The organism is Microbacterium sp. LWS13-1.2 (genome assembly GCF_040144835.1).
GTDB lineage: Bacteria > Actinomycetota > Actinomycetes > Actinomycetales > Microbacteriaceae > Microbacterium.
In genome coordinates, this window is sequence record NZ_CP151632.1 from 1,706,013 (window position 1) to 1,732,414 (window position 26,402).

Annotated in this window: 22 protein-coding genes and 1 tRNA gene; 5 read left to right on the forward strand and 18 right to left on the reverse strand. The window is 70.3% G+C overall.

The window, feature by feature from the left end; translation table 11 throughout:
- Positions 1-34: 34 nt before the first annotated feature.
- Complete coding sequence (locus MRBLWS13_RS08200) at positions 35-1,849, reverse strand: peptidoglycan DD-metalloendopeptidase family protein (protein WP_349428530.1); 1,815 nt, start codon at positions 1,847-1,849, stop codon at positions 35-37.
- A gap of 352 nt (positions 1,850-2,201) precedes the next feature.
- The gene (locus tag MRBLWS13_RS08205) at positions 2,202-3,005 is read right to left on the reverse strand and encodes an inositol monophosphatase family protein (RefSeq protein ID WP_349428531.1); all 804 of its coding nucleotides are present in this window, start codon (positions 3,003-3,005) and stop codon (positions 2,202-2,204) included.
- A gap of 88 nt (positions 3,006-3,093) precedes the next feature.
- Here MRBLWS13_RS08205 and MRBLWS13_RS08210 point away from each other — a divergent pair, with 88 nt between their 5' ends.
- On the forward strand, positions 3,094-4,680 hold the full coding sequence (locus tag MRBLWS13_RS08210; protein WP_349428533.1) for an NAD(P)/FAD-dependent oxidoreductase: 1,587 nt from the start codon (positions 3,094-3,096) through the stop codon (positions 4,678-4,680).
- Between the two features lie 57 nt (positions 4,681-4,737).
- On the opposite strand, the gene MRBLWS13_RS08215 is transcribed toward MRBLWS13_RS08210, so the two are convergent.
- The 10 genes from MRBLWS13_RS08215 to MRBLWS13_RS08260 form a co-directional block, all read right to left on the reverse strand.
- A complete protein-coding gene (locus MRBLWS13_RS08215; RefSeq protein ID WP_349428534.1) occupies positions 4,738-5,742 on the reverse strand; it encodes a hypothetical protein in 1,005 nt (334 codons plus the stop codon).
- A 243-nt stretch (positions 5,743-5,985) separates the two neighbouring features.
- Positions 5,986-6,070, reverse strand: a tRNA-Tyr gene (locus MRBLWS13_RS08220).
- Positions 6,071-6,193: 123 nt separating this feature from the next.
- Positions 6,194-7,105 (reverse strand): PfkB family carbohydrate kinase, encoded by a 912-nt coding sequence (locus MRBLWS13_RS08225; RefSeq protein ID WP_349428535.1) that lies wholly within the window; start codon positions 7,103-7,105, stop codon positions 6,194-6,196.
- Positions 7,102-7,602: an FBP domain-containing protein gene (locus MRBLWS13_RS08230; RefSeq protein ID WP_349428536.1), complete on the reverse strand. Its 501-nt coding sequence runs from the start codon at positions 7,600-7,602 to the stop codon at positions 7,102-7,104. The genes MRBLWS13_RS08225 and MRBLWS13_RS08230 overlap by 4 nt, the downstream gene beginning before the upstream one ends.
- 112 nt (positions 7,603-7,714) lie before the next feature.
- Positions 7,715-8,629 carry a bile acid:sodium symporter family protein gene (locus tag MRBLWS13_RS08235; protein ID WP_349428537.1) on the reverse strand — a complete coding sequence of 305 codons (915 nt, stop codon included), beginning with the start codon at positions 8,627-8,629 and terminating at the stop codon, positions 7,715-7,717.
- Positions 8,630-8,709: 80 nt separating this feature from the next.
- Positions 8,710-9,498: a hypothetical protein gene (locus tag MRBLWS13_RS08240; RefSeq protein WP_349428538.1), complete on the reverse strand. Its 789-nt coding sequence runs from the start codon at positions 9,496-9,498 to the stop codon at positions 8,710-8,712.
- Positions 9,495-11,474, reverse strand: coding sequence for a glycoside hydrolase family 13 protein (locus MRBLWS13_RS08245; protein ID WP_349428539.1), 1,980 nt, complete (start codon positions 11,472-11,474; stop codon positions 9,495-9,497). Before MRBLWS13_RS08245 ends, MRBLWS13_RS08240 begins: the two co-directional genes overlap by 4 nt.
- Before the next feature lie 252 nt (positions 11,475-11,726).
- Positions 11,727-12,719: a sugar ABC transporter permease gene (locus MRBLWS13_RS08250; protein ID WP_349428541.1), complete on the reverse strand. Its 993-nt coding sequence runs from the start codon at positions 12,717-12,719 to the stop codon at positions 11,727-11,729.
- A 1-nt stretch (position 12,720) separates the two neighbouring features.
- Positions 12,721-14,340 carry an ABC transporter permease subunit gene (locus MRBLWS13_RS08255; protein WP_349428542.1) on the reverse strand — a complete coding sequence of 540 codons (1,620 nt, stop codon included), beginning with the start codon at positions 14,338-14,340 and terminating at the stop codon, positions 12,721-12,723.
- 79 nt (positions 14,341-14,419) lie between these two features.
- Positions 14,420-15,667, reverse strand: a complete 1,248-nt coding sequence (locus tag MRBLWS13_RS08260) for a maltose ABC transporter substrate-binding protein (protein WP_349428544.1) — start codon at positions 15,665-15,667, stop codon at positions 14,420-14,422.
- A gap of 265 nt (positions 15,668-15,932) precedes the next feature.
- On the opposite strand from MRBLWS13_RS08260, the gene MRBLWS13_RS08265 reads away from it, so the two are divergent.
- Positions 15,933-16,421: a YajQ family cyclic di-GMP-binding protein gene (locus MRBLWS13_RS08265; protein ID WP_163618360.1), complete on the forward strand. Its 489-nt coding sequence runs from the start codon at positions 15,933-15,935 to the stop codon at positions 16,419-16,421.
- A gap of 49 nt (positions 16,422-16,470) precedes the next feature.
- Entirely contained in the window at positions 16,471-17,091 is a 621-nt protein-coding gene (locus MRBLWS13_RS08270) for a chemotaxis protein CheY (RefSeq protein WP_349428546.1), read from the forward strand.
- Here the strand turns inward: MRBLWS13_RS08270 and MRBLWS13_RS08275 are convergent.
- From MRBLWS13_RS08275 to MRBLWS13_RS08300, 6 genes are all read right to left on the reverse strand, one after another.
- Entirely contained in the window at positions 17,045-18,349 is a 1,305-nt protein-coding gene (locus MRBLWS13_RS08275; RefSeq protein ID WP_349428548.1) for a M1 family metallopeptidase, read from the reverse strand. The genes MRBLWS13_RS08270 and MRBLWS13_RS08275 overlap by 47 nt on opposite strands.
- A complete protein-coding gene (locus tag MRBLWS13_RS08280; RefSeq protein WP_349428550.1) occupies positions 18,346-22,293 on the reverse strand; it encodes a Pls/PosA family non-ribosomal peptide synthetase in 3,948 nt (1,315 codons plus the stop codon). Before MRBLWS13_RS08280 ends, MRBLWS13_RS08275 begins: the two co-directional genes overlap by 4 nt.
- A 10-nt stretch (positions 22,294-22,303) precedes the next feature.
- Positions 22,304-23,104, reverse strand: coding sequence for a hypothetical protein (locus MRBLWS13_RS08285; RefSeq protein WP_349428552.1), 801 nt, complete (start codon positions 23,102-23,104; stop codon positions 22,304-22,306).
- A gap of 186 nt (positions 23,105-23,290) precedes the next feature.
- The gene (locus MRBLWS13_RS08290) at positions 23,291-23,959 is read right to left on the reverse strand and encodes a TetR/AcrR family transcriptional regulator (protein WP_349428553.1); all 669 of its coding nucleotides are present in this window, start codon (positions 23,957-23,959) and stop codon (positions 23,291-23,293) included.
- Positions 23,960-24,131: 172 nt separating this feature from the next.
- Positions 24,132-25,301 carry a hypothetical protein gene (locus MRBLWS13_RS08295; RefSeq protein WP_349428554.1) on the reverse strand — a complete coding sequence of 390 codons (1,170 nt, stop codon included), beginning with the start codon at positions 25,299-25,301 and terminating at the stop codon, positions 24,132-24,134.
- A 40-nt stretch (positions 25,302-25,341) separates the two neighbouring features.
- On the reverse strand, positions 25,342-25,617 hold the full coding sequence (locus MRBLWS13_RS08300) for a hypothetical protein (RefSeq protein WP_349428555.1): 276 nt from the start codon (positions 25,615-25,617) through the stop codon (positions 25,342-25,344).
- Positions 25,618-25,693: 76 nt separating this feature from the next.
- Here MRBLWS13_RS08300 and MRBLWS13_RS08305 point away from each other — a divergent pair, with 76 nt between their 5' ends.
- Both MRBLWS13_RS08305 and MRBLWS13_RS08310 read left to right on the forward strand, forming a co-directional pair.
- On the forward strand, positions 25,694-25,822 hold the full coding sequence (locus MRBLWS13_RS08305; protein WP_349428556.1) for a hypothetical protein: 129 nt from the start codon (positions 25,694-25,696) through the stop codon (positions 25,820-25,822).
- A 6-nt stretch (positions 25,823-25,828) separates the two neighbouring features.
- Complete coding sequence (locus MRBLWS13_RS08310) at positions 25,829-26,305, forward strand: hypothetical protein (RefSeq protein WP_349428557.1); 477 nt, start codon at positions 25,829-25,831, stop codon at positions 26,303-26,305.
- The last annotated feature ends 97 nt before the right edge of the window (positions 26,306-26,402 follow it).

Consider the following 26,402-nt stretch of genomic DNA (forward strand, 5'->3'; position numbering starts at 1 on the left):
AGGATACCAGAGGCGCGGCATCCTTCCGAACCGGTCAGCCCACGGTGTGGGTGCCGTCGGTGTACTCCTGGAGCCATGGCCAGGGGTCGATCGCAGTGGTGCCGTTCTTGAGAATCTCGAAGTGCGTGTGGGCGCCGTAGGACCGTCCGGTGTTGCCCGTGTGGCCGATCACGGTACCCACCGTGACCTGCTGGCCCGGGGTGACCTCCAGCGATCCGTACTGCATGTGCGCGTAGTGGCTCGAGAAGAGCTGACCGTCGATGATGTGGTCGATGATCACGTGCACGCCGTAGGCGCCGCCGGCCTCCGATGCGACACGGACGGTGCCGCCGGCAATGGCCTGCACGGGCGCGCCGTTGCCGGGCGTGAAGTCGATGCCCTCGTGCATGCGACCCGAGCGCATGCCGAACCCGTACGACATCGTGACGCCCACTGCGAAGGGCCACTGGATGTTCGAGTTCTGGTTGTTGTGGAACAGGTTCGAGAAGTTCTTGATCCCGGCCTCGGACGCGAGCTGGGCGGTCGTCGTGGTGGTGTAGTTCTCGGTGCGCTGGAGCGTGTCGTTCTGGGCGTCGCCCGGGGCGACGTACGCCTGGATCTCGGCCTCGTCGATCACCGGCACCGTGTTGTCGCCCATGGCGACGACCGAGAGCGAGGCGTCGGTGCCGTTGACCGCGGCGACGGCCTCGGCCGGCGTGGTCATGCCGACAGCCATGAGGCCGACGATGCCGAAGACGCCCACCGAGAACGATGCGGTCGCGACGCGCTTGAAGGCTGCACCGCGGCGCGCCGGCGAGCGGCGGGGGGCGGTGTGCCGTGCGGGCTCGGCGTCGGCGTCGGCTTCGCCGGCGGGTGCCGCGTTCTGGACGGGGGTTTCGCCGGTGAAGGCGAACAGGCGCGAGGCCGCCTCGAACTCGTCGACATCGGATGCCGCAGGCTGCGGAATCGGACCGGTGAGGGGTCCGACACGCTCGGGGCGGGGGTCGGCGTGAACCTGGGTCGTCGGGGTCTCGGCGGGCTCCGACTCGGACGCGGTGGCCGGCTGCGGGGCGGTGGCCTCAGACGCGCGGGTTGTCTGCTGGACGTTCGGGGTCTGCGACGCGGCAGCTGCCCGGCGTGCCCGCGCAGCCTGCGGCGCGGTCTGCGCCTGCGGTTCGGCTGCGGCCGGCTTGGCCTCAGCGACGCGCGGCTCTGCTCGTCGCGGAGCAGCGGCCGGCTGGAGGGCGCCGGTCTCGACGAGCGGAGCCGCCGACGCGATCGTGGCGGCCGCTTCGGCGGCCAGGAGCTTCGCGAGGCTGTCGGCCGCCCACGTGGAAGCGGTGTCGGCGGCGGGCTCGGCCGCGACGGCGGGAGCGGCGGGCTCGAACGGCTCGGCGGCGACGAGGACGGTGTCCAGCAGCGGCGCCGGCTCTTCGCGCGTCGGCAGCTCGGCATCGAAGTCGGCGGCGGGGCGTTCCAGTACGGCAGGAGTCTCGGGTGCGATCGGCGGCACGGCGACGACGGGCTGCTCGCCGGTCTGGGCGCGCCGGGTGCGGCGGCTCACGTGCTCGACCGGGGCCACCGGCGGAACAGCCGATGCCGCGCCACGAGCGCGGACGCGAGGCGCGACCGACTCGATGACCGGGCTCGATGCCACGGGGAGATCCACCGACGACGGCGCGGGAGCTGCAGGTGCAACTGCGGCCGGCGGCAGGACGGGCGTCGCCGCGGGAGGAGTGTCGATCCCCGGCAGCGTCGGTCGCGGGGCGGGGATGTCGGACGCCGGCGTCGCCGAAGCGGGCACCTGGGACTTCGTGGCGGCCGGAGTGGCGGCATCCGCTCGCTTGGCCTCGACAGGACGACCCCACACGACCGCGGGACGCTCGGGAGCGCCTCCCGCCGCCTGCCGCCTGACTGTGGCGCGACCCGTCCCCGGGGTCTCCGGCGTCGCCTGAACAGGCGTCGGCGAAGGACGGCTGGATCGGCGCGTGGGCGCAGGCTCAGCCATAGGGGAGTCGAAAGGCAAAGCGGAGTCGGGCTCTCGTGTCGTGCCGCGAGGGGGGGTGCACGCAGCAGGGCTGTCGGTCGGGCTATGACCACCTTCGCCGTTCGGGCAGCGAAGGTAACGATCGGGTAAACACTACCCCGAGCGTGCTGGGAATGCCATGTAAGACTCGGATTTCATGACGCGCGCTTCGTGAAAATTCGATGAGACGGCTGTCTCATACCAATCCCGCCGCCCCGGCGAGGCGGTCGAAGATCGCCGGCGTCGCGGCGACCACGAGCGGTCCGCGCGGACCGCCGTCGGGTTCGGCACGGCCGAATCGGCCGCCCGCTTCGGTCACCAGCAGGGCGCCGGCGGCGAGGTCCCAGGGCGCGAGGCCGCGCTCGAAGTATCCGTCCAGGCGACCCGCGGCGACGTACGACAGGTCGAGCGAGGCGGCACCGGCGCGGCGGAGGTCGCGTGCCAGGCCCGGCATCACCCGGCCGATCAGATCGAGGTCTCCTGGGCGCGTCGCGGGATCGTATCCGAACCCCGTTGCGAGAAGCGCGCCAGCCGGTCCGACCTCCGGGTTGACGGCGATCCGGTGCACGCCCAGCCACGCGCCCTCGCCGCGCACCGCATGGAAGACCTCTCCGCTGACCGGGGCGAACACGACGCCCGCCAGCGCTTCCCACGCGTAGGGGGTCGGCTCGCCACGGACGGCGGCGATGCTGACCGCGTAGGTCGGGATGCCGTACGCATAGTTGACGGTGCCGTCGATGGGGTCGACGACCCATGTCACGTCACTGGCCCCGCGCTCGGCTCCGGTCTCCTCGCCGAGGAAGCCGTCGTCGGGCCGCGCGGCCTTCAGGCGCGCGCGGATGAGCGCCTCGACCTCGCGATCGGCCTCGGTGACGATGTCGGCGAGGGCCGACTTCGTCGCGGCGATCGCCACACCCGCGTCACGACGCAGCCGGGCCAGCTCACCGGCTTCGCGGGCGATGTCGATGGCAAGGGATCCGAGGTCCTGCTCGAGGCTCATGCCTCCACGGTATCCGGCGGCGCACGCAGCGCCGGCGAACGAGGGGCGACGCTCGCGTGACGATGAACCGCCTCGATAGCGTGTGCGCATGCCCACGCGCTCCCCCGTCCACGACGTCGCCATCGTCGGCGGCGGCCACAACGCCCTCGTCGCCGCCGCGTACCTCGCCCGCGCCGGGCGCACCGTCGTCGTGCTCGAGCGGCTCGACCATGTCGGCGGCGCCGCGGTGTCGGAGGAACCGTGGCCGGGCGTCGCCGCACGGCTGTCGCGCTACTCCTACCTCGTGAGCCTGCTGCCGCAGCGCATCATCGATGACCTGGGGCTCGGCATCCGTCTGCTCCGCCGTCGCTACTCGTCGTACACGCCGGACCCGCAGGACCCTGCGCGCGGCATCCTCATCGACACGGCGAATGCCGCGGCCACCGCCGACGCCTTCGCCCGCGTGACCGGCGAGACCGGTGAGGCGGCGCGCTTCGCGGCCCTGTCCGCGCGGATGGGACCTGTCGCGCGGTTGATCTTCCCGTCGATGACCGAGCCGTTGCGCCGAGCCGGTGAGATGCGCGCGGCACTCGACGACGACCGGCTCTGGGAGGAGCTGTTCGAGCGGCCGCTGGGTGGACTCCTGCGTTCCTCCCTCGACACCGACATCGCCCGCGGCATCGCGCTCACCGACGGCCTCATCGGCACGTTCGCGTCGGCCGACGACGAAAGCCTGCGGCAGAACCGCTGCTTCCTGTATCACGTCATCGGCGGTGGGACCGGCGACTGGGACGTGCCGGTCGGCGGCATGGGTCGCGTGACATCCGAGCTGTCGCGCGCGGCGACCGAGGCGGGTGCCGACCTGCGCACCGGTGCGGAGGTCGTGGCCGTGACGCCCGACGGCGAGATCACCCTCGCAGACGACCGCACGGTGCACGCCCGATTGGTGCTGAGCGGCGTCGGCCCTGCCGTGCTCGCCCGGCTGCTCGCCGCGGGTGGTGCCGGCCCGGCGGGGGTCGACACCGCACCGCCGGAAGGCGCGCAGCTCAAGGTCAACATGCTGCTGCGACGCCTTCCCCGCCTCCGTGACGAGCGGGTGGCTCCCGAGGCCGCGTTCGCCGGGACCTTCCACGTCAACGAGACGATGTCGCAGCTCGACCGGGCGCATGCGACGGCCCTGGCCGGCGGCATCCCCGAGCCCCTGCCGGCCGAGATCTACTGCCACTCGCTGACCGACCCGTCGATCCTCGGCCCGGAACTGCGCGCCGCGGGCGCACACACGCTGACACTCTTCGGCCTGCAGGTGCCGCATCGGCTGCTCGAAGGCCGGGATCCGGATGCCGCGCGCACGGCGCTCCTCGAGGCGGCTCAGCGCTCGCTCGACACGGTACTCGCCGAGCCCATCGCCGACTGCGTGTACGAGGCGCCGGACGGCTCGGCGTGCGTGGAGGCGCGGACGACGGCCGATTTGGAGCAGTCACTGGGCATGATCGGCGGCGACATCTTCCACGGCGCGCTGTCGTGGCCGTGGGCCGACGACGAAGACACGCTCGTCACGCCTGCCGAGCGCTGGGGCGTCGCCACGGAGCACCCGAACATGCTGGTGTGCGGTTCGGGCGCCCGAAGGGGCGGCGCCGTCAGCGGACTCGGCGGGCACAACGCGGCGATGGCCGCACTCGAGCTGCTCGCCGGCTGAAGATCGCTTCCGCGCGATGTCGGCGCGTCCCGCGGTCAGGCGCGCGGCGGCCCGCGGTCAGGCGCGCGGCGGCAGCGGCGGGGGCGGCGGGTACCCCTCGTATCCGGGAGCCGTGGTGGGCTGCGCCGGCGCCGCGGGCTGCGACGGCGTGGGTGCTGCCGGGGCAGCCTGCGGCTCGGCGTGCGCGACCGGCTCGATCGCCGTGAAGACGTGGGCGCCGGGCGACGGGTACCCGGTGTAATACGCGTTCCAGTCGGGCGAGCCGTCGGGAAGCATCGGCAGCGGTGTGACGGCATCGACGTACGTCGGCCACGGGAGCAGCTCCTGCGCGGCCGGTGCCGCGGGGGCGGCGAGCGCGCCGTACGGGGCCGGCGGTGCGAGAGGGGCGTGCGCGACGTGGGCGTGCGGCTTCTTGGGGGCGAACAGCACGTTGACGAGCGGAACGAGGGCGGTGCCGAGCGCGGCGAGGATCGCGACGGCCACGACGATGCGCCAGTAGATGTCGGCGAGGAGGAGCCACTCCCCGAAGGCGAGCGGGATGATCAGCAGTGCGGCCAGTGCGACGACGAGCGAGATGGTGATAACCGCGACGGTGCGGGTGAAGGGCGTGTCGTAGCGCTGGAAGGCCTTGAGGTAGAACCGCACGTGCAGCAGCACCAGCTGAAGGATCAGCACGATGAGCAGGAACTGGATGAACCGCGAGAATCCGAGCCAGGGGTAGCGCTCCGGCATCCAGATCATGATGGCGCCGAGCAGGAGCGCCACGATCCACGACCCCATGCTGGCCAGTGCGAACCACGCGGGGCGAGTCGGCGCCAGGTGCGCGTCGAGGATCGCGACGCCGGCGAATCCCACCAGCAGCAGGATCGTCAGGAACGCCCGGCCGATGATGTCGTTCTGAGAGCCCAGGAGTACCCAGAGCACGCACACGACGGCGGCCGCGATGAGTGCGCCGATCGCCACCCAGATGGCGGCGCGCAGCAGCGACGAGCGGGAGCCGTCGGCGTGCGCCGCCTGATCCATCGCCGGGGCGGGCGTCGCATACGGGTCGGGCGCGGTCATGGCGTTCCTCTCGTGATGCGGGCGGACTGCCTGCACTGCCATCCTGACACGCCGCACCGCACCGCGTGGATGCCGATTCCGTGGTACGCAGGCGAAGCCTCCGGGAGGTGCGGAGCCGGATGCCTCACCCCGTGGCGCGTCCGAGCCCTTCGACCAGTTCGGCGCCGGGGAGCGCCACGAGGGCACGGCCCGGGCAAGAGCGCCTGGAAACCACGAAGCGCCCCACGAGGGGGCGCTTGCAAATGGTGGCGAGTGAGGGATTCGAACCCCCGAAGTCTAAGACGGCTGATTTACAGTCAGATCCCTTTGGCCGCTTGGGTAACTCGCCAGGCGCGCACCCGTCCGACTTTTCCAGACGACCGGAGGCGCGATCCACAATCTTACGCGTAGATGCGCGAGGTCAGAAATCCGCACAGCGGACGCCCCGACGACGCCCGAGGATCACAGCTATTCAGGTGCCGATGTGGTCCATGTCGAGACCGCTGAGCGCACTGGGGGTGCGCAGCAGCGCCCCTTCGAACCGGCACGTGGCTGCCGCGGCATCCATCGCCGACTGCAGCACCGCCTCCCACGCGTCTGCGTCCGCGGGTGTGCTCTCGACGAGTGCGGCGACGGTCGCGGCCAGCGCGGCATCTCCGGCGCCCATCGTGTCGACGATGCGGCCGGGGAGGTTCGAGATCGGCCGCGTCACCACGACGTCGCCGGCCTCGATCGTGGCGCCGGCCGCCCCCTCCGTCGCGAGCACGGCGCGGGCGCCGAGGTCGACGAGTCGGGCGCGCAGCGCATCCAGGCGGTCACCGTAGAGCAGGGCGGCGTCATCCTCGCCGACCTTGACGAGAGCGGCACCCGCCGCCAGCTGCTCGAAGCCCCGCACGAACTCCGCCTTGTCGTGAAGCATGCCGGTCCGCGGATTCGGGTCGACGGCGACCGAGGCGCCCGCCTGCGCGATCGCGTCGGCCAGCTCCGCGGCCTGCTCGGCGTCGTCGAACGCGAGGCAGCTCACGACCACGAGGTCGGCATCCGCGAATGCCCGCCGTTCGGCGTCGCCGAATCTGATGCGCCGCTGCTGTGCCGCCTCGTTGAATTCGTAAACGGGCTCGCCGCCGCCGGAGCGTGTGCTCACGGCGCGCGCCGTGCCGATGAGGGAGGGCGTCGCGATGAGATCGACGCCGAAGTCGGCGAGGTAACGCCGTACGCGCGAGGCGGGCTCGTCGTCGCCCAGCATCGCGACGAGGGTCGCGGGCACGCCCAGCTGCGCGAGCCCGACGGCCACGTTCAGCGCGGCTCCGCCGACGAACTCCCGCACGCCGTGGTCGTCGCGCAGCTCGTCGATCAGCGCGTCGCCCACCACCACGACGGTCATCGCGCGACCCCTGCGGTCTCGAGCACGCGGCCCACGAAGGCCTCGGTGCGGCGCCGGGTGCCGTCGATCTTGCGGTCGACGCTCGCGCGCACCTCATTCGGGGCCAGCGGCGCGGCCAGCCGCACGTTCTCGTGGCACGACAGGTCGGCGCAGATGTACGTGCCGACGCTGTCGCCGTGGACGCCCGCCTCACCGGCCTTGCGCGCCGTGTACATCACCACCTGGTCTGCCGGCTGCATGGTGTGGCACAGGTTGCACAGCGCAGCACGGGCGTGCGACGACCCCTCGGCGCCGCGCAGCACGACGCCCGCCGGCTCGCCGTCGATCTCGGCGACGAGGTAGCCACGGCCGCGGCTTCGCGGGTCGCGCCACGCCAGGAAATCGAGGTGATCCCAGTCGGTGAGCATGAAGTCGGCAGGCAGGGTCACGAGCCGCAGCTCGTCCGACGATGCGTTCACGAACGACGAACGCACTTCTTCCTCGGTCAGTGGGCGCATGGCACCTCCTCGCCCGCCCAGTCTACGAATGACGGATGCCTGCGCCACCCCGCCTCCCGCCGCCGCCCCGACCGCGAGACTTCAGCGCGTGGATCCCGACGCCGCAGCGCGGTCAGCGCGGGGCGGGCTCGGCGGCGTCGTCGACGGGGCCGGTGGGCTCGGCGGCTGCATCCACTCTCGTGCTGCGGTCGCGGATGAGGAACCCGAACGCGAACGCGATGAAGAACATGAGCACGCCGTACACGGCGGCGGGGAGCGAGAGCTCCACCGAGCCCAGCACCGTCTGCGCGATGACGATCGCCAGCGTGGCGTTGTGGATGCCGATCTCGAACGACGATGCGATCGACTGCCGTCTGCCGACCTTCGCCAGGCGCGGGGCGAAGTAGCCGATCGTGAGGCTGATGAGGCAGAACACGATCGTGATGAGCGACAGGCGGCCGAAGTTCTCGAGGAGGAGCGCCCAGCTCTGCGCGACGGCCCCGACGATGACGACGACAAGGATGACGACCGACGCGATGCGCACCGGCTTGTTCATCGCCGTCGCGAACCGCGGCCAGAAGCGGCGCACGATCATTCCGAGTGCGACCGGGAGCAGCACGATCGCGAAGACCTCGATGGTCTTCGCCCACTGCAGTCCGAGCTGGTCGTCGAACGGGTTGAAGTAGAGGATCGCCAGGTTCGTGATGACCGGGAGCGTGAACACGGCGATCACGGAGTTCACCGCCGTGAGCGAGATGTTCAGGGCCACATCGCCTCGGAACAGGTGACTGTAGAGATTGGCGGTGGTTCCGCCCGGAGATGCGGCGAGCATCATCATGCCGACCGCCAGCACGGGCGGCAGCTGGAACGCCAGCACGAGACCGAAGCAGATCAGGGGCAGCAGGACCAGCTGGCAGAGCAGCGCGACGATCACCGCCTTCGGCTGCTTGAGGACGCGGGTGAAGTCGCCGGGAGTGAGGCTCATGCCGAGCCCGAACATGATGATGCCGAGGGCTACGGGCAGCCCGATGGTGGTCAACGCTGACATGGCACTCAGTGTGCAGGATCCTGCGACCGCGTGTCACGGAAAGTCCACAGGTCGCCGCCGCGACCTGTGGACCCCGTGCCTCAGCTCCAGCCGAGCCGCACCGCGACGACGTCGGCCGCGTGCGATGGGAACTCGTCCCAGCCCGGCTCGAGGATCTCGCGGGTGAGCCGGTACAGCTCGTACGCCGACTCCTCGATCGGCAGATCGAGCGACGCCGCGATGTGGGCGCCCCAGACCGGGAAGTCCCGCTCGAAGCGCCGCATCGGATCGTTCGCGTCACGTAGGGACGTGGATGCCGCGGCGAAGCGTCCGCGGATCGCCCGCACCAGCAGCTGCACCGCCCACTGCCGGACGAACGCGTTGCCGTTGAGCAGCTCGCCGCGCCGCACGCGACCGACGCCGATCAGCAGCTTCACGAGCACGAGACGCACGTCGTTGGCCGGATCAAAGTGGTCGCCGTCGGCCGCCCGCCCCCGCGACTCGGCGAGCAGCGTCGCCGTCGTGCCCGCTGCGTCATCGACGATCACCGTGGCGTCGCCGGCGCGGGCGCCGGCGAGCTCGGCCGCGTCCGAGAACGCGAATTCGAACACGTGCGCATCGTCGTAGACCGCGACGAAGCCGATCTCGCCTTCCCGCGCGGTCAGCACGAGGCGATCCGGATCCGGCAGCCACGAGAGGTCGGGGCGGATCTCGGCTCCGCGCCCGGCTTCCGTCAGCGCGAAGAAGTCGTGATCCGACCATTCGTCGCGCCGCTCCCGCGCCTCGTCCGAAGCGGAGCCCAGCAGCACGAGCCCGACGAGTCCGTCGCGCTCCCGCACGCCGGTCGCGAGCCCCGCGCTGAGCTCCTCGAACCGCTCGGGCGTCGTCACGCCGACGCCACCTGCTCGGCCGGCGACAGATCGGCCGCTGACGCCACGCCGCGCGAAACCTCATCCGCGCGCTCACCGGCATCCGGCAGAGGCACAGGGACGGCGACACCGGCGAGCCGCCAGACCGCGAACGCGGGACCGTCCGCCGACAGCAGCACCGCGCCGTCTTCGGCCACGACAAGCGTCGCCTCGCCGTAGGCGGCCTCGGCCGTCACGGCGCCGGGTAGCACGCCGGACGGGATCACGGCATCCACATCGCCCTTCGACGCCAGCACGAGCAGCGTCTCGTCCTCAGACTCGCGCGTGAACACGACGGTGTCGTCGTCGACGTGGATCCAGCGCAGGCCGCCGGTCGACAGCGTCGGGTGCGCGCGCCGCAGTGCGATGAGCTCGCGGTAGACGGCGAGACGCTCCGCAACCTCCGGCTCGGACTCGGTGCCCCACGGGATCGGCGTGCGGCTGTCTTCACCCTCGGCGCCGATCAGGCCGAACTCGTCGCCGGCGAACACGACCGGAAGGCCCGGCAGCGTCACCATGAGGCCGACCGCGACCGGGATCGTGCCGGGGCCGGCGTTCGTCGCGAAGCGGCCGGTGTCGTGTGTGTCGAGCGGCTGCATGTTGCCCAGCCGCACCCGCCACGGGATGCTCGCGGTGAACCTGATGACGGCGTCGACGAACTGCCGCCCGGTGTACCGCGGGATGCCGCCGATCGGCTGGCCGAAGAACCACGGCTCGGTGCGTTGGACGCCCTCCGCCGTCATGAACGGCGTACCGGTCGGCTCGGAGAGCCATCCCCACAGCGGCCGCGTGAACGACGGGTACGTCATGGCGCCATGCCAGCCGTCGCCCTGCAGGTCGCTCGCAGCGTCGTTCGTCGACTCGCCGAGCAGGATGGTGTCGGGGTTGATCTCGATCATGGTGCGCCGCAGCAGCTGCCGCACCTCGGCGTTCAGATCGACGTCGCCGAGCCGGCCGGTCATGTTGGCGACATCGATGCGCCAGCCGTCCGCCGAGTACGGCGGCTTCAGCCACTTCGCGACGACCGAGTCGGGTCCCTCGATGAAGCGCCGGCGCAGCTCCTGCGAGGCCCAGTTGAACTTCGGCAGCGTGGGCGTGCCCAGCCACGACACGTACTCGGTGTTCGCGTCGTCGGTGAAGTAGTAGAACTCCTCCTCGGGCGCACCCGGATGGCCGACGGCCGCCTGGAACCACTCGTGCCGATCGCCCGAATGGTTGCTGGTGAGATCGCCGATGACACGGATGCCGCGGGCGTGGGCGGCCTCGATCAGGCGGATGTACGCCGCATCGCCGCCCAGCAGCGGGTCGACGCTGTGGAAGCTCGACGCGTCGTAGCGGTGGTTCGACGCGGCGGGGAAGATCGGCGTCAGATAGAGGAGGTTGACGCCGAGTGAGACCAGGTGGTCGAGCTTTTCGATCACGCCGTCGAGGTCGCCGCCGTAGAACTGCTGCGAGCGGCCCGGCATCACCGGGTCGACCGGGGTGTCCCAGCTCGCCGCGATCGCCCACTCCGGCGTCGGATGTTCGTCGGCCTGCGCCGACCGCGCGAAGCGGTCGGGGAAGACCTGGTACATCACGGCGTCGGCGAGCCACGCCGGCGGTGCGGGGTACGCCACCAGGGCGAAGTCCTCCGCGTCGAGCGTCTCGAGCTGGTGCAGCCCGGTCTGGTTGAGCCACTCCACACGACGGTCTTCGTGCACCAGAAGCCAGCGGTAGCCGTGACGGGGGTTGCGCACCGTGACCGGTGCCTCCCACCAGTCCCAGCCGTCGACCGTGCCGAGGAGTGCGGCATCCGTCCACTCCGGCTCGTGGTCGGGGTTCGAGCGGGTGCGGACTGCAGCGAGGGGGCCGTAGCCGGCCGGCACGCGCAGCCGCACGGTGACGACGTCGCCCAGCTGCGGGGCGAGGTCGGACACGTACAGGGGCGAGCCGTCGTGATGCGGGGTCAGGGTTGTCATGCTCTTGCCTTTCCAAAGACAGGCGGCGCGGCGCCGCCGAATGCGAGTTCGGTTCGACGTGGTTGCACGGCCGCGGCCATGACAGAGCCCATGTGTTGTTGTTCAGTTGTGTCCGTCCCGATCCTGGCATGCAGCAAGACGGATGCTGAGCCCTCAGCGTCGCGAATCCGCATGGATCGCGGCCGCCGCGAGGGGGGCGATTTCGAACCGGGCGACGCCGTCGTCGACGGGGCGACCGAGCCGCGGCAGCCGCTACTTCACGCTGCCCGCGGTGAGCCCGCCGACGATGTAGCGCTGCAGCGCGAGGAACAGTGCGACCGGAAGGATGGCGGCCAGCACCGCACCCGCGGCGAACAGGCTCCAGTTCTTGGAGAACTCGTCGGAGATGAACTTGTACAGGCCGACCGCGAGCGTCTGCTTCTCGGGGTCGATGAGGATGATGCTCGCGATCACGAACTCGCTCGACGTGCCGATGAACGACAGCAGGCCGACGACCGCCAGGATCGGTGCCACCAGGCGCAGGATGATCGTGAAGAAGATGCGCGCGTGGCCCGCGCCGTCGATCTTCGCAGCCTCGTCGATGGATGCCGGAATGGTGTTGAAGAACCCGTACATGAGATAGGTGTTCACCCCGAGCGCGCCGCCGAGGTACACCATGATCAGGCCGATCTGGGTGTTGAGGCCGATCGCCGGGAAGATGTCGCTGATCTGCACCATGAGGAGGAAGATCGCGACCATCGCGAGCATCTGCGGGAACATCTGGACGACGAGCAGCGTCGTGAGGCCGAAACGGCGCCCGGTGAACCGCATGCGCGAGAACGCGTACGCGGCGAGAGCACCGAGGATCACGGTGCCGGCCGCGGTGATCAGCCCGATCACCAGCGTGTTGACGAACCAGGCCCCGTACGGATGGGTCTCGGACTGGAACAGGTCGAGGTAGCTCTCGATGCTCACGTTCGAGAACAGCCCGTTGGCCGTCAGCAGAGTGCCGCCCGGGTTGAGCGACGCCGACAGCACGTACAGCAGAGGGAAGATCGCGAAGACCGCCACGACGACGCCGACGATGTGACGCCAGCCCGTCTCGCGGAAGTACTTCTTGAACGTGCGGCGCGGCAACGGCGCCTCGCCGCGGACGCCGGCGGCCGCGTGGGTGTCTGCACCGGCGGCAGCCAGTTCAGCATCCTCGGCGGCGACCTTGCCGAGCAGATCGCGGGCGGCGGGGGCGCCGGGCTTGAGATCGCTCATGTCAGTTCAGCTCCTCGAGGGCCTTGGTCCGTCGGAAGGCGATCACCGAGATCGTCGCGACGAGCAGGAAGATGATGATCGAGAACGCGCTCGCCAGGCCGTAGTCGGCCTTCGACCCGACGAACGCCACCTTGTAGACCATCGTGATGAGGATGTCGGTGGCGCCGACGTTCACGTCAGCCGTCACGTCGCGGGGGCCACCGCCCGTGAGCATGTAGATCAGCGTGAAGTTGTTGAAGTTGTAGGCGAACGATGCGATCAGCAGTGGAGCGACCGCGACGAACAGCAGCGGCAGCTTGATGCTGCGGAAGATCTGCCAGGCGCTCGCTCCGTCGACCTTCGCGGCCTCTTGCACGTCGTCCGGGATGGACTGCAGTGCGCCCGTGCAGATGAGGAACATGTATGGGAAGCCGAGCCACAGGTTCACCAGCAGGATGCTGAACTTCGCCAGCCACTCGTTGGTGAGCCAGGGGATGTCGGCGCCGCCGAAGAGCACGACATTGATGAAGCCGAACTCCTGGTTCATCATGCCCGCCCACACGAGCGCCGAGAGGAACCCCGGGAACGCGTACGGGAGGATCATGAGCAGGCGGTAGTACTTCTTGGACTTCATGCGCGGGTCGTTGAACACGATCGCGAGGAAGAGTCCGAGCGCGAAGCAGGTGAAGACCGAGAAGAAGGCGAAGACGAAGGTCCACACCAGCACCGAGACGAACGGCGCCCGGATCGACTCCTCGGTGAAGGCCCTCACGAAGTTGTCGAAGCCGACGGTGATCTGCCAGCCCGGCATGAGCTCTGTGCCGTCCGGCGCCGTGAAGGCGCCCGTGCCGATGTCGCTGTACACCGTGCCGGTCTGGGTGTCGGTCATGGTTCCGGCGGCCTCGTCGTACTCGAGGCTGGAGAGGTACACGTAGGCCACCGAGCCGTCCGGCGTGCGCAGCGAACCGTCGTTCGGGTCGTCGCTGAGCGGCACCGCCATGTCGGCGATCGCCTCCTGGTTCGCGACGATCTGCGAGAAGTTCAGTGTGGTGTAGCCGGGTACCGCGACGGCCTTGCCGCCGTCCATCTCGGCGTCGTCGACGGACTCGAGCGGGCGCTCCACACCGCCGATCTCGACGTCGCCGTCAGGGTCGGTGACGAGGAATGAGAACTCGCCGAGCTGCTCGACGATCGTGAGCTCGTACTCGGGCGAGTCGGGCACGCGCTCCTGCGCCGAGAGCATGAGCGCGTTGACCGCGCTCTCCTTCGAGCCGTTGTGGCCGGTGCCGTAGTTGGTGAATGCGATGTACGCCGTGTAGCCGGCGACGAAGATCTGGAAGATCAACAGGAAGATGAGCCCGGGGATCAGGTACTTGGCGGGCAAGTTGCCGCGGCCGAAGTACACCCAGTTGGCGACGCCGGTCACGACGACCACCGCGATCGCGGCGACCCACTGCTCGCTCTGGAACAGCACGAGCGCGGCGTACACGGCGATGGCATCGATGACACCGAGGGCGACGACCTTGAAGATCATCAGCTTCCAGCCGGCGCCTGCCGCCTCCGCGACGCGGGCGGCGCGCTTCGACTTCTTGCTCGGGGGTGTCTCGACCGCTGCGTCGCGGTCCATGGTCGGCGTCGTCATCGGCTCTTCTTTCCGGGACTGCGGGAATGCGGTGCCGGGGCGGCGTCCTCGCGGACGCCGCCCCGAACGTGCCTGCTGCTTACTGGATGGCGGCCTGGATGTCGGACGACATCTTGTTCCACAGGTCGACCGGCGAGCCGCCGGTGCCGTTGATGATGGCCGTCTCGGTGACGCCCCAGTACTCCCACACCGAGCCCATCTCGGGGATGCTCGGCATCGGGACCGCTTCGGCTCCCACGGCGCCGAAGCCGGCGGTGATCGGGTCGCCCGCCACAGCCGCGTCGTACGCAGCGGTCAGTGCCGGAGTGCGGCCGCCGACCTCGTAGAGCGCGGTCTGGACCTCTTCGCTGCCGATGTAGTTCGCGAGGAACTCGGTGGCCGCCAGCGAGTTTTCGCTCTCGGAGCTCAGGAAAAAGCCCTGCACGCCCGCGAACGGCTGAGCGGCCTGGCCGCCCGCCGACGGGATCGGGTCGACGGCGAGGTTGAGACCCGCCTCTTCCGCGGCCGGCACGTTCCACGGGCCGGTGAGGTAGAACGGCGCCTTGCCGGCGACGAAGTTCTCGCGAGCGAGGTCGCCCGAGATGTTCGAGTTGAAGACACCGGTGCCCGTCGCGCCCTGCGAGCCGAGCCACGTGGCGAACGCCTGGCCGCCCTCGTTGCCGATCTGCAGGTCGTCGGCGTTGTAGCTGCCGTCGGCGTTGGTGCCGAAGACGGGGGCGCCGAACGACGTCTGGAATGGGTACAGGTGGTACGGGTCGGCCGCCTCGGGGTCGAGACCGACGAGGAACTTGTACTCGGTGCCTGCCGCCGTGCCCTTGGCGATCATGTCGTCGTACGACGTGGGAGCCTCGGGAGCGAGGTCCGTGTTGCGCAGCAGCGCGATGTTCTCGATCGCGTACGGAACGCCGTAGACCTGGCCGTCGTAGCTCCAGGCGTCGATCGCGACCTTCTCGTAGTCGGATGCCGCGTCGCCCAGCTCGACCGGGGCCACGACGCCGTTGGTGACGAGCGTGCCCAGCCAGTCGTGGGCGCCCACCGCGATGTCGGGGCCTTTGCCGGTCGGAACCTGCTGCACGAACTGGTCGCGGATCTCGCCGAACTCCTTCTGCACGAGCTTGACCTTCACGCCGGTGTCAGCGGTGAAGTCCTTCGCCGCGTCCTCGAGCACTGCGGCACGGTCGGCGTCGACCCAGACCGTGATCTCGCCTGCCGACTCGCCTTCGTCGCCCGAGTTCGAGTCGCCTCCGCTTGCGCAGCCGACGAGGGTCAGCGCGGAAACAGCGGCGATCGCGCCGAAAGCCGCGATGCTCCTCTTGTTCACCTTCATTGGTGGGTGCCTCTCTTGAGTGCTGGTGTAGTGCCGACCTTCGCCGTGGCAGAAGACCGTGTGTGCGTGCAAACTGCAAGCGCTTACATTGTGCATGACGCCACGGGAACTGGCAACACGACCAGCCTCAATCGATATCTCGCCGTGACATTCGATGCCCATGGAATCGCTTGCACAGCTCCCGCCACCACTCGGCTGTCTCCCGGGACGACGGCCGCGGCACCGTCTCTCGGCGTTGACGGGCACCCGCCGATAGACTCCCGCCATGGCAGATTCCTCGTTCGACATCGTCAGCAAGGTCGACCACCAGGAGGCGGAGAACGCCCTCAACCAGGCGCGCAAAGAGATCGAGCAGCGGTACGACTTCAAGGGCACCGGCGCCTCCGTCGAGTGGAGCGGCGAGTCGGTGCTCATCAAGGCGAGCACCGAGGAGCGCGCGAAGGCCGTCCTCGACGTCTTCCAGTCGAAGCTCATCAAGCGCGGCATCTCACTGAAGAGCCTGGAGTCCGGGGAGCCCTTCGCCAGCGGCAAAGAGTACCGGATCGTCTCGACGATCAAGGACGGCATCTCGTCGGAGAATGCGAAGAAGATCTCGAAGATCATCCGCGACGAGGGGCCCAAGGGCGTCAAGTCGCAGATCCAGGGAGACGAGCTGCGCGTGCAGTCCAAGTCCCGCGACGACCTGCAGGAGGTGCAGCGCCTGCTGAAGGCCGCCGACCTCGAGGTCGACCTCCAGTTCATCAACTACCGGTAGCGCCAGCTCCCGACCTGCGGTGTTTCAGGCAGCGGGCGGAGGGCACTTCGTGAGCGGCAGCAGTCCTCGCGCCGTGCCGCACACCGGCCGCATCGAGCGCGAGCTCGCGACCACACCTCCCACGCGGCTGCAGCTCGCGTGGAAGGTCGTGCCGAACGGCGCTGCACGACGCGACGTGGCGTGGGATCTTCTGCGTGAGATGCTGGCGCCGGGCGCCGAGCTGTCGAATCCCTGCGCGCGCTGCGGCGGACCACACGGTCCGGTTCGGACGACGGATGGCTCGGCCCGGCCTGCCGTCGCCTATGCGAGCGGCGTCGCCGTCGCGGCGGTCGCCTCGCGCGGTCCTGGCACATTCGCGATCGACGCCGAAGTCGAGACCGACCCGGTGCGGGACGCTGCAGGTCTGAACGGAATCCTCGGCGCTCGATCGGGCGTGCGATTGCGCGACTGGGTGCGGGTGGAGGCTGCCCTCAAGGCGGACGGGCGGGGCCTTCGCGTCGACCCGGGCACGGTCGCCGTCGCACCGGTGGGCGGCCAGAGATGGCGGGCGGTCGTGCCGGGCGGACCAGTCATCGGCGGATGGGACATCGGCGGCCCCCCTGGCCTCGTCATCAGTGCCGCACTCAGCGAGGCATCGGAGGCAGCTCGGGTCGATCCAGCCACGCCGTGAGCAGCGCGTCAATGTCTGCCCCTGCGAGCCGCACGACCAGGGCACGGAAGTCCGCGGTCGTCACCGAGTCGCCGGCGCCGGCGCTCGCCCATTCGCGCAGGAGTGCCGCGAAGGCGCTCTCCCCCATGCGACGTCGCAGCGCATAGAGGGTCAGCGCGCCACGCTTGTAGACGCGATCGTCGAACATCAGCCCGGGACCGGGATCCGCCAGCACCAGGTCCTGATCGAGCGCGGCGAGCCGGGCGTGGTGCCGTTCCGCCTTCTCGTGGACGGTCTGGCGGCCCGCTGCCTCTGACCACATCCACTCGGCGTAACAGGCGAAACCCTCGTTGAGCCAGATGTCCTGCCACCGCGCGACGCCGACGCTGTTGCCGAACCACTGGTGCGCCAGTTCGTGCGCCACCAGGCGCTCCGATGCGGGGTCGAGATGGTTGGCGCCGAAGACCGCCATCCCCTGCGCCTCGAGCGGTATCTCGAGCTCGTCGGGAGTGACCACAAGGGTGCAGGCGTCTTGCGGGTACGGACCGAAGGCGGACTCGAACAGCTGCAGCATGCGCGTGACCGGTGCGAAGGCCGTCGCCACCTCGGTGCGCAGCGCGGGCGGGTGGACGACCGTCACCGGGAACCCGATCGGGCCGGCAGAACCTGGCAGCGTGCTGGAGACGTAGCGTCCGATGTGCACGGCCGTGAGGTACGTGGCCGTCGGCACGTCGGAACGGAACGTGCGGGCTTCGAACTGCCCGCGTCGCGCCGAGCCGACGAGGGCCCCGGTGGCGACCGCGGTGTAGCCGGCATCCGTCGCGACGGTGATCGAATAGCGGGCGCGATCGTCGGGACGGTCGTTGCAGGGGAACCACGTCGGCGCGCCGATGGGCTGAGCTGCAACGAGGGCACCGTCTTCGAGTTCCTCGAAGCCGATGGTGCCCCAGCGTGTCCGCCGCGGAGCGGGGGCGCCGGCGTACGTCACCTCGATAGAGAATCGCTCCCCCGCCTCCATCCGCCGGGGAAGCACGACCCGCACCTTTCGCGGCCCCTGGGCGTAGGCCGTGCGGCGGTCGCCATCCACACGCACCCGCGACACGCGGAGCCCGATCAGATCCAAGGCGACCGACGACGTCGGAACGGCCGCGACCGCGTTGAGGACCGCGCGCCCCTCGAGGCGGTTGGTGCGCACACGGTACGAGAGGTCGAGCTCGTAGGAATCGATGCCGAAGGTGGGATCGCCGCTCTGCGGTGCGTACGCGTCGTGAGCACTCACGATGTCGACTGGTACGCGCGGACCTTGACCGCGCGCCACGGGCCGATCGGATTGCCGCTCCAGCGCGAGCCCACCGGCACGGTCTCGCCGCGCATCACCAGCGAGGCGGGGCCGACCGTCGCGTGGGCGCCGAGTGTCGCCCCCGGCAGGATGACGCTGTGCGGCCCGAGCGTCGCACCAGCCTCCAGCTCCACCGTGTCCATGCTCATGATTCGATCATGGAACAGGTGGGTCTGCACAACGCATCCGCGATTGACGGCCGCCCCGTCACCCAGCGTGACGAGATCGGGCTCGGGAAGCCAATAGCTCTCGCACCACACGCCACGGCCGATCCGCGATCCGAGCGACCGCAGCCACACGGCCAGAGCCGGCGTTCCCGCGGCCGCGCGCGCGAACCAGGGCGCGGCGACCATCTCGGTGAATGTGTCCGAGACCTCGGTGCGCCAGACGAAGCTCGACCACAGGGGCTGCTCGCCCGCGCGGATCGTGCCGACGATGAGCCACTTCGCCGCGGTCGACAGCCCTGCGGCCACCGCACCGGCGGCCAGCATCACGATGCCGGAGACGAGCAGCGTCCACACGGGGCCCACGGTCTCCCACAGCACTGCGAGGCCGAACAGGACACCGAGGCCGATCGCGCAGGTGACGACGACAGGCACGAACCTGCCGAGTTCCCAGAGGGTGCGCGCGATCCGAAGACCGACGGTCGGCCGGTAGGTGCGGCTCTCGTCACCCTCGGCCGACAGCCGACGCAGCCGCACGGCCGGCGATCCGAGCCACGACGAACCCGGCTTCGCCTTCAGCGGTGCGGACGACAGGACGGCGACGAGCCCGTCGCGGGGCACGCGGTGGCCGGGCGCCGCCATTCCGGAGTTTCCGAGGAAGGCGCGCTTGCCGATGCGGACCGGTCCGAGCCGCATCCAGCCGCCGCGCAGCTCGTACGAGCCGACCATGGTGTCATCGGCGAGGAACGCGCCGTCGTCGATGCGCGTCATCGAGGGGATGAGCAGGACGGTGGATGCCTCGACCTCGCGACCGACGCGCGCACCGAGGAGACGCAGCCATACCGGCGTGAACAGGCTCGAGTACAGCGGGAAGAGCACCGTGCGCGACGAGTCGAGCAGTCTCTCGATGCTCCATGCCTGCCATCCGATCCGGCTGCGCACGGGGTGGGTGCCCTCGTGGAGACCGATCGACAGCACCCGCACCGCGAGCACGACGGACGCAGCGAAGACGATGCCTACTGCGAGGACGGCGGGCACGAGCCACGCCAGCGCCCCGAGGAATGCGACGCCGAGGGTCTCGGCATCCCGGATCCCCTGCGCGATCACCAGCCCGCCGACGGCGAACGACACGAGCGGCAGCAGGGCCAGCGCAACCGACGAGACCGCGTACGCCCAGAGCCAGCGCGTCGGCGCCGCAGCCCGTTCCGCGGGCCAGTCGGACTCGACGCCGCCGACGCGCTCTGCCGGAGATCCGGCCCATGACTGGTCTGCCCGCACACGGCCGAACACGGCCGAACCGGGCGCGATGTCGGCGCGCTGCCCGACCCGGGTACCCGGCGCCAGCGTGCTGCGGGCTCCGATCGTCGCGTCGGCGCCGATGCGCACTTCGCCGACGCGCAGGACGTCGCCGTCGATCCAGGTGCCAGTGAGATCCACCTCGGGCTCGACGGCGGCACCGTCGCCCAGCTCGAGCATCCCCGTGATGGGGGGCAGCGTATGCATGTCGACGCCGCGCCCGATCTTCGCACCCAGCGCCCGCGCGTAGTAGGTGACCCACGGCGCGCCGGCGAGGCCGACGGCATCGATCTGGTCGGCGATCTGCTCGGCGAGCCAGAGGCGCATATGCACGCTGCCGCCACGCGGGTAGTCGCCCGGGCGCAGGCCCGCCAGGAGCAATCGAGCCGCGACGACGGCGATGGCCATGCGCCCGAAGGGCGTCGCGAACACGACCAGCCCGATCAAGAGCACCCACCAGGGAGTGCTGGGCAATGCTTCGAAGCCGGGGGCGAGCTGGAGCAGCGCACTGGCTGTGAGCAGGTACAGCAGCCAGCGGATGCCCGTGATGATGAAGAGCGGCACGCCGAGGAGCGTCTGCACCCACTGGGTGGCGCGGGGCGTCGGCACGGGTCGGTGGAAGGTCGCCGGTCCGTCGTCCTCCAACGGTCCGAGCGCCTTGGCCATCGAGCTCAAGCGCGGCACGTCGTAGATGTCGGCGACGGAGAACTCAGGCACGCGCACGCGGATCCGCGAGACCAGCTGGGCGGCTGCCAGCGACCCGCCGCCGAGGTCGAAGAAGTCGGCCGACCGGCTGGGCACCGGCATGCCGAGCACGGTCTGCCATTGCTCCGCAAGCCAGGCCTCGGCGGGAGACAGTCCCGCCAGCGGCGCCTCGACACCGGGCAACGGCCACGGAAGCGCCGCCCGGTCGACCTTGCCGGATGTGCGGACCGGAAGTTCGTCGACGACCGCCAGCAGCGGCACGATGGCCGCCGGCAGTCGCTCCGCCAGCAGGGCACGCGCGTGCGCCCGGTCGAAGTCCTCTCCCTCGTTCGCCACGAGATATCCGACGAGCACGGGAATACCCGCATCGGTCGATCGCACCGCAGCAGCTGCCGCAGTGATCCCCGGCAGGTCCTGCAGCGCCGATTCGACCTCACCCAGTTCGATGCGGCGCCCGCCGACCTTCACCTGATCATCGGCCCGCCCCATGAAGACGAGCCCCTCGGGTTCGTAGCGCACGAGGTCGCCGGAACGGTAGGCGCGTTCCCAGCCGAGGGTCGGCATCGGCGCGTACTTCTCGGCATCCTTCGAAGGATCGAGGTAGCGGGCCAATCCGACACCGCCGATGATCAGCTCGCCGATGTCGCCCTCGGCGACACGCGCGCCCTCGGCGTCGACGACGGCGAGCGCCCAGCCGTCGAGCGGAAGCCCGATGCGCACGGGGCCGGCGTCGAGCGGCGCCGCGCAGGCGACGACCGTCGCCTCGGTGGGACCGTACGTGTTCCACACCTCGCGGCCGTCGGCGGCCAGACGGGCAGCGAGTTCCGGAGGGCAAGCCTCACCGCCGAAGATCAGCAGCCTCACGTTCTCGATGGACGCCTCCGGCCACATCGCGGCCAGCGTCGGAACCGTCGAGACCACCGTGATGCCCTGCCGGATGAGCCACGGGGCGAGATCCTCGCCGGATCGGACGAGTGCGCGAGGTGCCGGTACGAGGCACGCGCCGTGCCGCCACGCGAGCCACATCTCTTCACACGACGCGTCGAAAGCGACCGAAAGTCCCGCGAGAACGCGGTCGCGCGTGCCGAGCGGCGCGCCCTGCAGGAACAGGCGTGCCTCGGCATCGACGAAGGCCGCCGCCGAGCGGTGGGTGACGGCCACTCCCTTCGGCACTCCTGTGGACCCGGACGTGAAGATGATCCATGCGTCGTCTGTCACGTCCGGCGGCGGAACCGTGACGACCGCATGGGTACTGGGATGTGGCGCATCACCCGTGAACAGGGCAGCGGATGCCGCCACCTCGGCTTCGCCCTCCGCCTGCGCCTCGGCGGAGGTGTAGCCATCGTCGGTGATGACTCCGCGGACCCCTGCCTCGCCGAAGACGAGGCGCGCGCGCTCGTCCGGATCGTCGACGTCCACCGGTACGTACGCCGCACCCACGGCGAGCACGGCGAGGATGGCGATGTACAGCTCCTTCGAGCCAGACGGGACGCGGACGCCCACCCGGTCACCACGGCGTACACCGGCGTCGTGAAGCTGCGCCGCGGTGCGCCCGACACGGGCCATCAGATCTCGATAGCTGAGCGATCCTGAACCGTCGTCGAGGGCAGATGCTTCGGGATGCCGCGCCGTCGTCTCGCGGAGGATGTCGAGAAGGGTACGGGCAGGGGTCGCTGACCCTGACCTGTCGAGTTCGAGCTGCTCTCGCGGCTCCCCCACCGGCTGCACCTCAGGACAGGAGCGCGACGAGCTGCGCCTTGCTCAGGCGCGAGTACCCCGTCTTGCCGGCCGCCCGGGCACGGTCCCGCAGCGCGGCGACCGTGAGCGACGAGAGGTCGGATGCTCCGTTTCCACTCGCGGCCGAAGCCGCGCGCGACGACTTCGCACGCGGTGCGGCGGCAGCGTTGTTGACCGTTGATGACGCGGCGGGGGTCTTCGCGCGAGATGCCGGTCGTGCGACCGTCTTGCGCGCGGGCGCCTTGGTCGCCGTGGCGGCGACGGGCGGTGCCGATTCGGTCGACGCGGGCGCCTCGCCGGATGCCGCAGTCGACTTCAGTCCTTGGGTTTCGGCGGGACCAGCGAGCTCGCTGTCGAGAGCCGACTGCGCCGCCGCGGCTTCACGGTCCGCGCGCTCGGCCGCCTTCGCAGCCTTGGCGGCCTCTTTCTTGGCCGCCTTCGCCTGCGCCACACGCTGCTCGGCCTCGGCCGCCACCCGTTCTGCTTCGGCCGCTGCGCGCTCGGCCTCTGCCCGGAGGCGGGCCCTCTTCTCGGCCTTGGCGACAGCCTGGACCGTCGCCTTCACGAGCTTGTCAGCCGCTCGCGTGGCACGCTTGGCGACCATGGCGGGCTTCTTCCGAAGCTCCTTCTTCGAGACATCCGCGGCGTCTTTGGCGTCCTCGGAGAGCTCGCGCAGCTTCTTGGCGGTCTTGCTCGGCAGAGCCTTGGCCGCCTTCTTCGCCTGCTTCGCCGCGATGGCGGCGTCTTCCATCGCGTCCAGCGCCTGGCGCTGGGCCTTCGTCGTCTTGGCCATAGCCGCACCTTAGCGCGGACGGGTTAACTGACACCTTGCGCCGCTCTCGCGAGGACACAGACGGACGCTGCGGCGTCGCAGCTTCGTGCCGCCCCTGGAGGTTGCTGCGGACCCGCTCGGTCCGCACGGCACCACGACTCGACAGCGAGGCGGCGCCCGGTGGTGAGCCGGGCACCGCGCGCTGTATCACCGGTAGAGGTCGCCGTCTTCCGCGCCGTTGAGGGGATCCGCCACGGCGAGCATGCCCCGCCACGCGATGTCGAAGGCGTCTTGACACCGCTGCCAGACGACGGGATCGCTCAGCTCGGCCCCGCGCACGACGAGCTGGTAGTAGACGACACCCGCGAGAAGGTCGAAGCACGTCGCCGGGTCCAGCCCTTCACGGAGGATGCCGCGCTCGATGCCCGTCGCGAGCGCCCGCTCGAGCGCGACTCGTCGCCGCACGACATGCGACGCCCAGTACGCCTTCTGCAGGTCCCGATCGGCCATCGCGAGGCGTATGCGCTGCCGGAATCGCTCCTCCGAGTACCCCACGACGCTCACGCTCTGCCCGCCGAACATCGCGGCCTGCACGCACTCGCGCAGGTCGCCGTCGAGGGGGATGTCGGGCGGCACGGTGCGGCCGACATCCAGCGCCGCCGCCACCAGGGCTGTGAGTGACGGCCATCGCCGATAGATCGCCGCCCGCGTCGCTCCGCTGCGCTGCACCAGCCGGCGCACCGTGACGGATTCGCCTTCGTCGATGAGCGCGAGCGCACCGGCGAGGATCTGGGCGTCGAGTTCCTCGTCGCGCGGTCGACCGGGGCCGCGGCGAACCGCGTCCCCGGTCGGCGGCGCCGTGGCAACGAGACTCACTCGACCACCGCTCGCGCGCGCAGCCTGGCCACCATGTCGTCCGTGAGTCCCGCCGCGCGCACCGGGCCGAGGGCATCGCCGTGGCGTTCGCGGAGCCGGGGCCTCGACGCCGCATTGCGCTGTCATCGCCGCAGGCCGCGGACCCGCGGATCGGGACCGGTGCCCCGAGCGATCAGGGGATGTGCCAGAACTCGGTGCCGAGCCCGTACATGTTCCAGATCCACCACCATTGACCGACGAGGCACGTGGCGAGCACGGCGAGTCGCCAGGCAAGGCTCCGCGGGGCGGCCACAGCGCCCCAGAGCGGTGAGAGCGGGAAGAGGATCCGGAACACGCTCGATTGCGGGAGGAAGACCGCCAGCAGGTAGATGAGATAGCTGGCCGCCCACAGCCGGATCTCCGGTCCCAGACGGGGCACGTGCGGGCTGAACGCCAGCACGGCGCCGCCGGCGAGCACAAGGAGCCCCAGGCAGAGGGGGCCCCATACCGGATCGAGACCCCAGAACCGGAACCAATAGTCCGCCGCCTGCGGCCAGCCTTCGAAGGGCACGAATCCGCCCGCGTCACCGACCCACAGCCGCCGCCAGGCGAGTTCCGTCGCGAGATAGGCGTCGTCGCGACCGGTCACGACGCCGGCGATCACCTGCCAGGAGAGTCCGAGCGCGGTCGCGATGCCGGCGAGCGTGACGATGTGCACGACCTCGCGCCGCGCGAACGGCTCGCGCGCTCGGCTCAGCCACCGACGGATGCCGAACAGGCCGAGGAACAGCGCGAACGCCAGCACGCCCGGGCGTGTGAACGCCATCGCCGGGATGATCGCGTACAACACGGCGTACTGCCGTCGCTGCAGGCTGCGGATGCCGAGCAGGATCAGCAGCAGGAAGGGCGCCTCCGCGTAGCCGACCTGGAACATGGCTGCCAAGGGAGCTGAGGCGAAGAACACGACCGCCCACAGGGCCGCGGTCTCGCCGATCGCCGGCCTCAGGATGCTGCGGAGAACCAGGCAGCAGAGATAGCCGGCCATGAGTGCCAGTGCCACCGCACCCGCGGCCCAGGATCCGAGGAGCCATCCGGCCGCGTCCGCCGTCCACGGATAGAGCGGCATGAATGCCCACGCGTTCTGCGCGACCTCACCGGCGGTGGTGAGCGGCAGCTCGACCGGGTACCCCTCCGACGCGATGCGGTGGTAGTACTGCGCGTCCCACGCGACGATGTAGGTGGCCAGGTCCCCACCGGGGCCGAACCGGGACTCAGGGGGCGACAGTCGTGCAGCGAGGAGGAAGAACGACGTGGTGACGAGCCGTGAGGCCGCGTAGATCGCCGCGATCCGTGCCGCGGACACGGCCCGAGACGGGTGCCCGAGGGACCCCCCGGCAGATCCGCTATTCGTCGTTGGCGGTCTCTTCGATCCAGTCGATCGCGTCCTCGGCGAGGTAGCGGGCTCCGGGATCCTCGTCGGCATCCTGAATCTCGTCCTCCGGCTCGAGTGCAGCGGGCGCGGCTCCCGACTCGATCGCCCACACGTCTTCCGCGTCCGCCGCGTCGACGAGTTCGTCGATCTCGGCGGCGATGTCGACCGGGACCGCGTCGCCGTTGTTCGCGATCAGCCAGTCGCGGGCCTCCGCGGAGAGGCCAGGCCAGATCTGCTCCATGCCCATGCGCGCAAGCGTCGCACACCTCACAGCTGCGGTCGATGCACCATCAGGTGAATTCTCGGTGCAATACCATGCCCCCATGGCCACTCCTCAGCCGGACCAGCGATCCGCGCCCGTGACCCCCGACGGAGCACCCCGGAATCGCGTGCCTGCCCACATCACCCGACGACGCACCGCCATCGCGGCGCGGCTCGCCGACGAACGCTGACGCGCCGTGCGCGTTCTCCGGGCCGTGATGTCGGCCGTCGTCGCGACGCTGCCGGTGCTCGTCATCCTCCTGATCCCGACGCTGGTACGCGGTGACACCGGCATCGCCGCATTCAGCGGCGTCGGTGGCACCCTCCTCAACGCGGCGTTCATCGCGGCGATCATCCTGATCCCCAAGGTGAACGGCTGGCTGGATCCCGAGGTCCCCGCGTGGACCGCGACGACAGCGATGGCCGCGACCGCCCGGGTGTGGCGCACCCGCATCTGGCTCGCGCTCCTGGCGGTCCTCGCGCTCCTGGGGATCTTCGCCGCCGGACAGACCGCTGCGTATTTCCTCGGTCTCAGTTCACCCGCGCTCACGGACGGCGTGCTCGACTACAGCCGCTTCCTGGCGCAGGAGCTCGTCGTGTACCTGCTGGGGTACGTGCTGTCGCTCACGACCTACGTGCTGCTCATCCGCGTGCTCGCCCGCCACGGCGACTGAGCCACTCCCCCGCGCACGGCGACCCGGGCGCACGACCGGGACGACGCGCCGCCGGGCCCGATCAACGATAAAGGCCCCGGGTGCTGGGGACACCCGG

Excerpts from the sequence above, each read along its gene's own strand:
- MRBLWS13_RS08235 (WP_349428537.1), bottom strand. The coding sequence starts at position 8,629 with ATGTCAGCGTTGACCACCATCGGGCTGCCCGTAGCCCTCGGCATCATC.
- MRBLWS13_RS08225 (WP_349428535.1), bottom strand. The coding sequence starts at position 7,105 with ATGACCGTCGTGGTGGTGGGCGACGCGCTGATCGACGAGCTGCGCGAC.
- MRBLWS13_RS08285 (WP_349428552.1), bottom strand. The coding sequence starts at position 23,104 with ATGGCCAAGACGACGAAGGCCCAGCGCCAGGCGCTGGACGCGATGGAA.
- MRBLWS13_RS08255 (WP_349428542.1), bottom strand. The coding sequence starts at position 14,340 with ATGACGACGCCGACCATGGACCGCGACGCAGCGGTCGAGACACCCCCG.
- MRBLWS13_RS08210 (WP_349428533.1), top strand. The coding sequence starts at position 3,094 with ATGCCCACGCGCTCCCCCGTCCACGACGTCGCCATCGTCGGCGGCGGC.
- MRBLWS13_RS08260 (WP_349428544.1), bottom strand. The coding sequence starts at position 15,667 with ATGAAGGTGAACAAGAGGAGCATCGCGGCTTTCGGCGCGATCGCCGCT.
- MRBLWS13_RS08265 (WP_163618360.1), top strand. The coding sequence starts at position 15,933 with ATGGCAGATTCCTCGTTCGACATCGTCAGCAAGGTCGACCACCAGGAG.
- MRBLWS13_RS08300 (WP_349428555.1), bottom strand. The coding sequence starts at position 25,617 with ATGGGCATGGAGCAGATCTGGCCTGGCCTCTCCGCGGAGGCCCGCGAC.
- MRBLWS13_RS08245 (WP_349428539.1), bottom strand. The coding sequence starts at position 11,474 with ATGACAACCCTGACCCCGCATCACGACGGCTCGCCCCTGTACGTGTCC.
- MRBLWS13_RS08205 (WP_349428531.1), bottom strand. The coding sequence starts at position 3,005 with ATGAGCCTCGAGCAGGACCTCGGATCCCTTGCCATCGACATCGCCCGC.
- MRBLWS13_RS08250 (WP_349428541.1), bottom strand. The coding sequence starts at position 12,719 with ATGAGCGATCTCAAGCCCGGCGCCCCCGCCGCCCGCGATCTGCTCGGC.
- MRBLWS13_RS08215 (WP_349428534.1), bottom strand. The coding sequence starts at position 5,742 with ATGACCGCGCCCGACCCGTATGCGACGCCCGCCCCGGCGATGGATCAG.
- MRBLWS13_RS08305 (WP_349428556.1), top strand. The coding sequence starts at position 25,694 with ATGGCCACTCCTCAGCCGGACCAGCGATCCGCGCCCGTGACCCCCGAC.
- MRBLWS13_RS08230 (WP_349428536.1), bottom strand. The coding sequence starts at position 7,602 with ATGCGCCCACTGACCGAGGAAGAAGTGCGTTCGTCGTTCGTGAACGCA.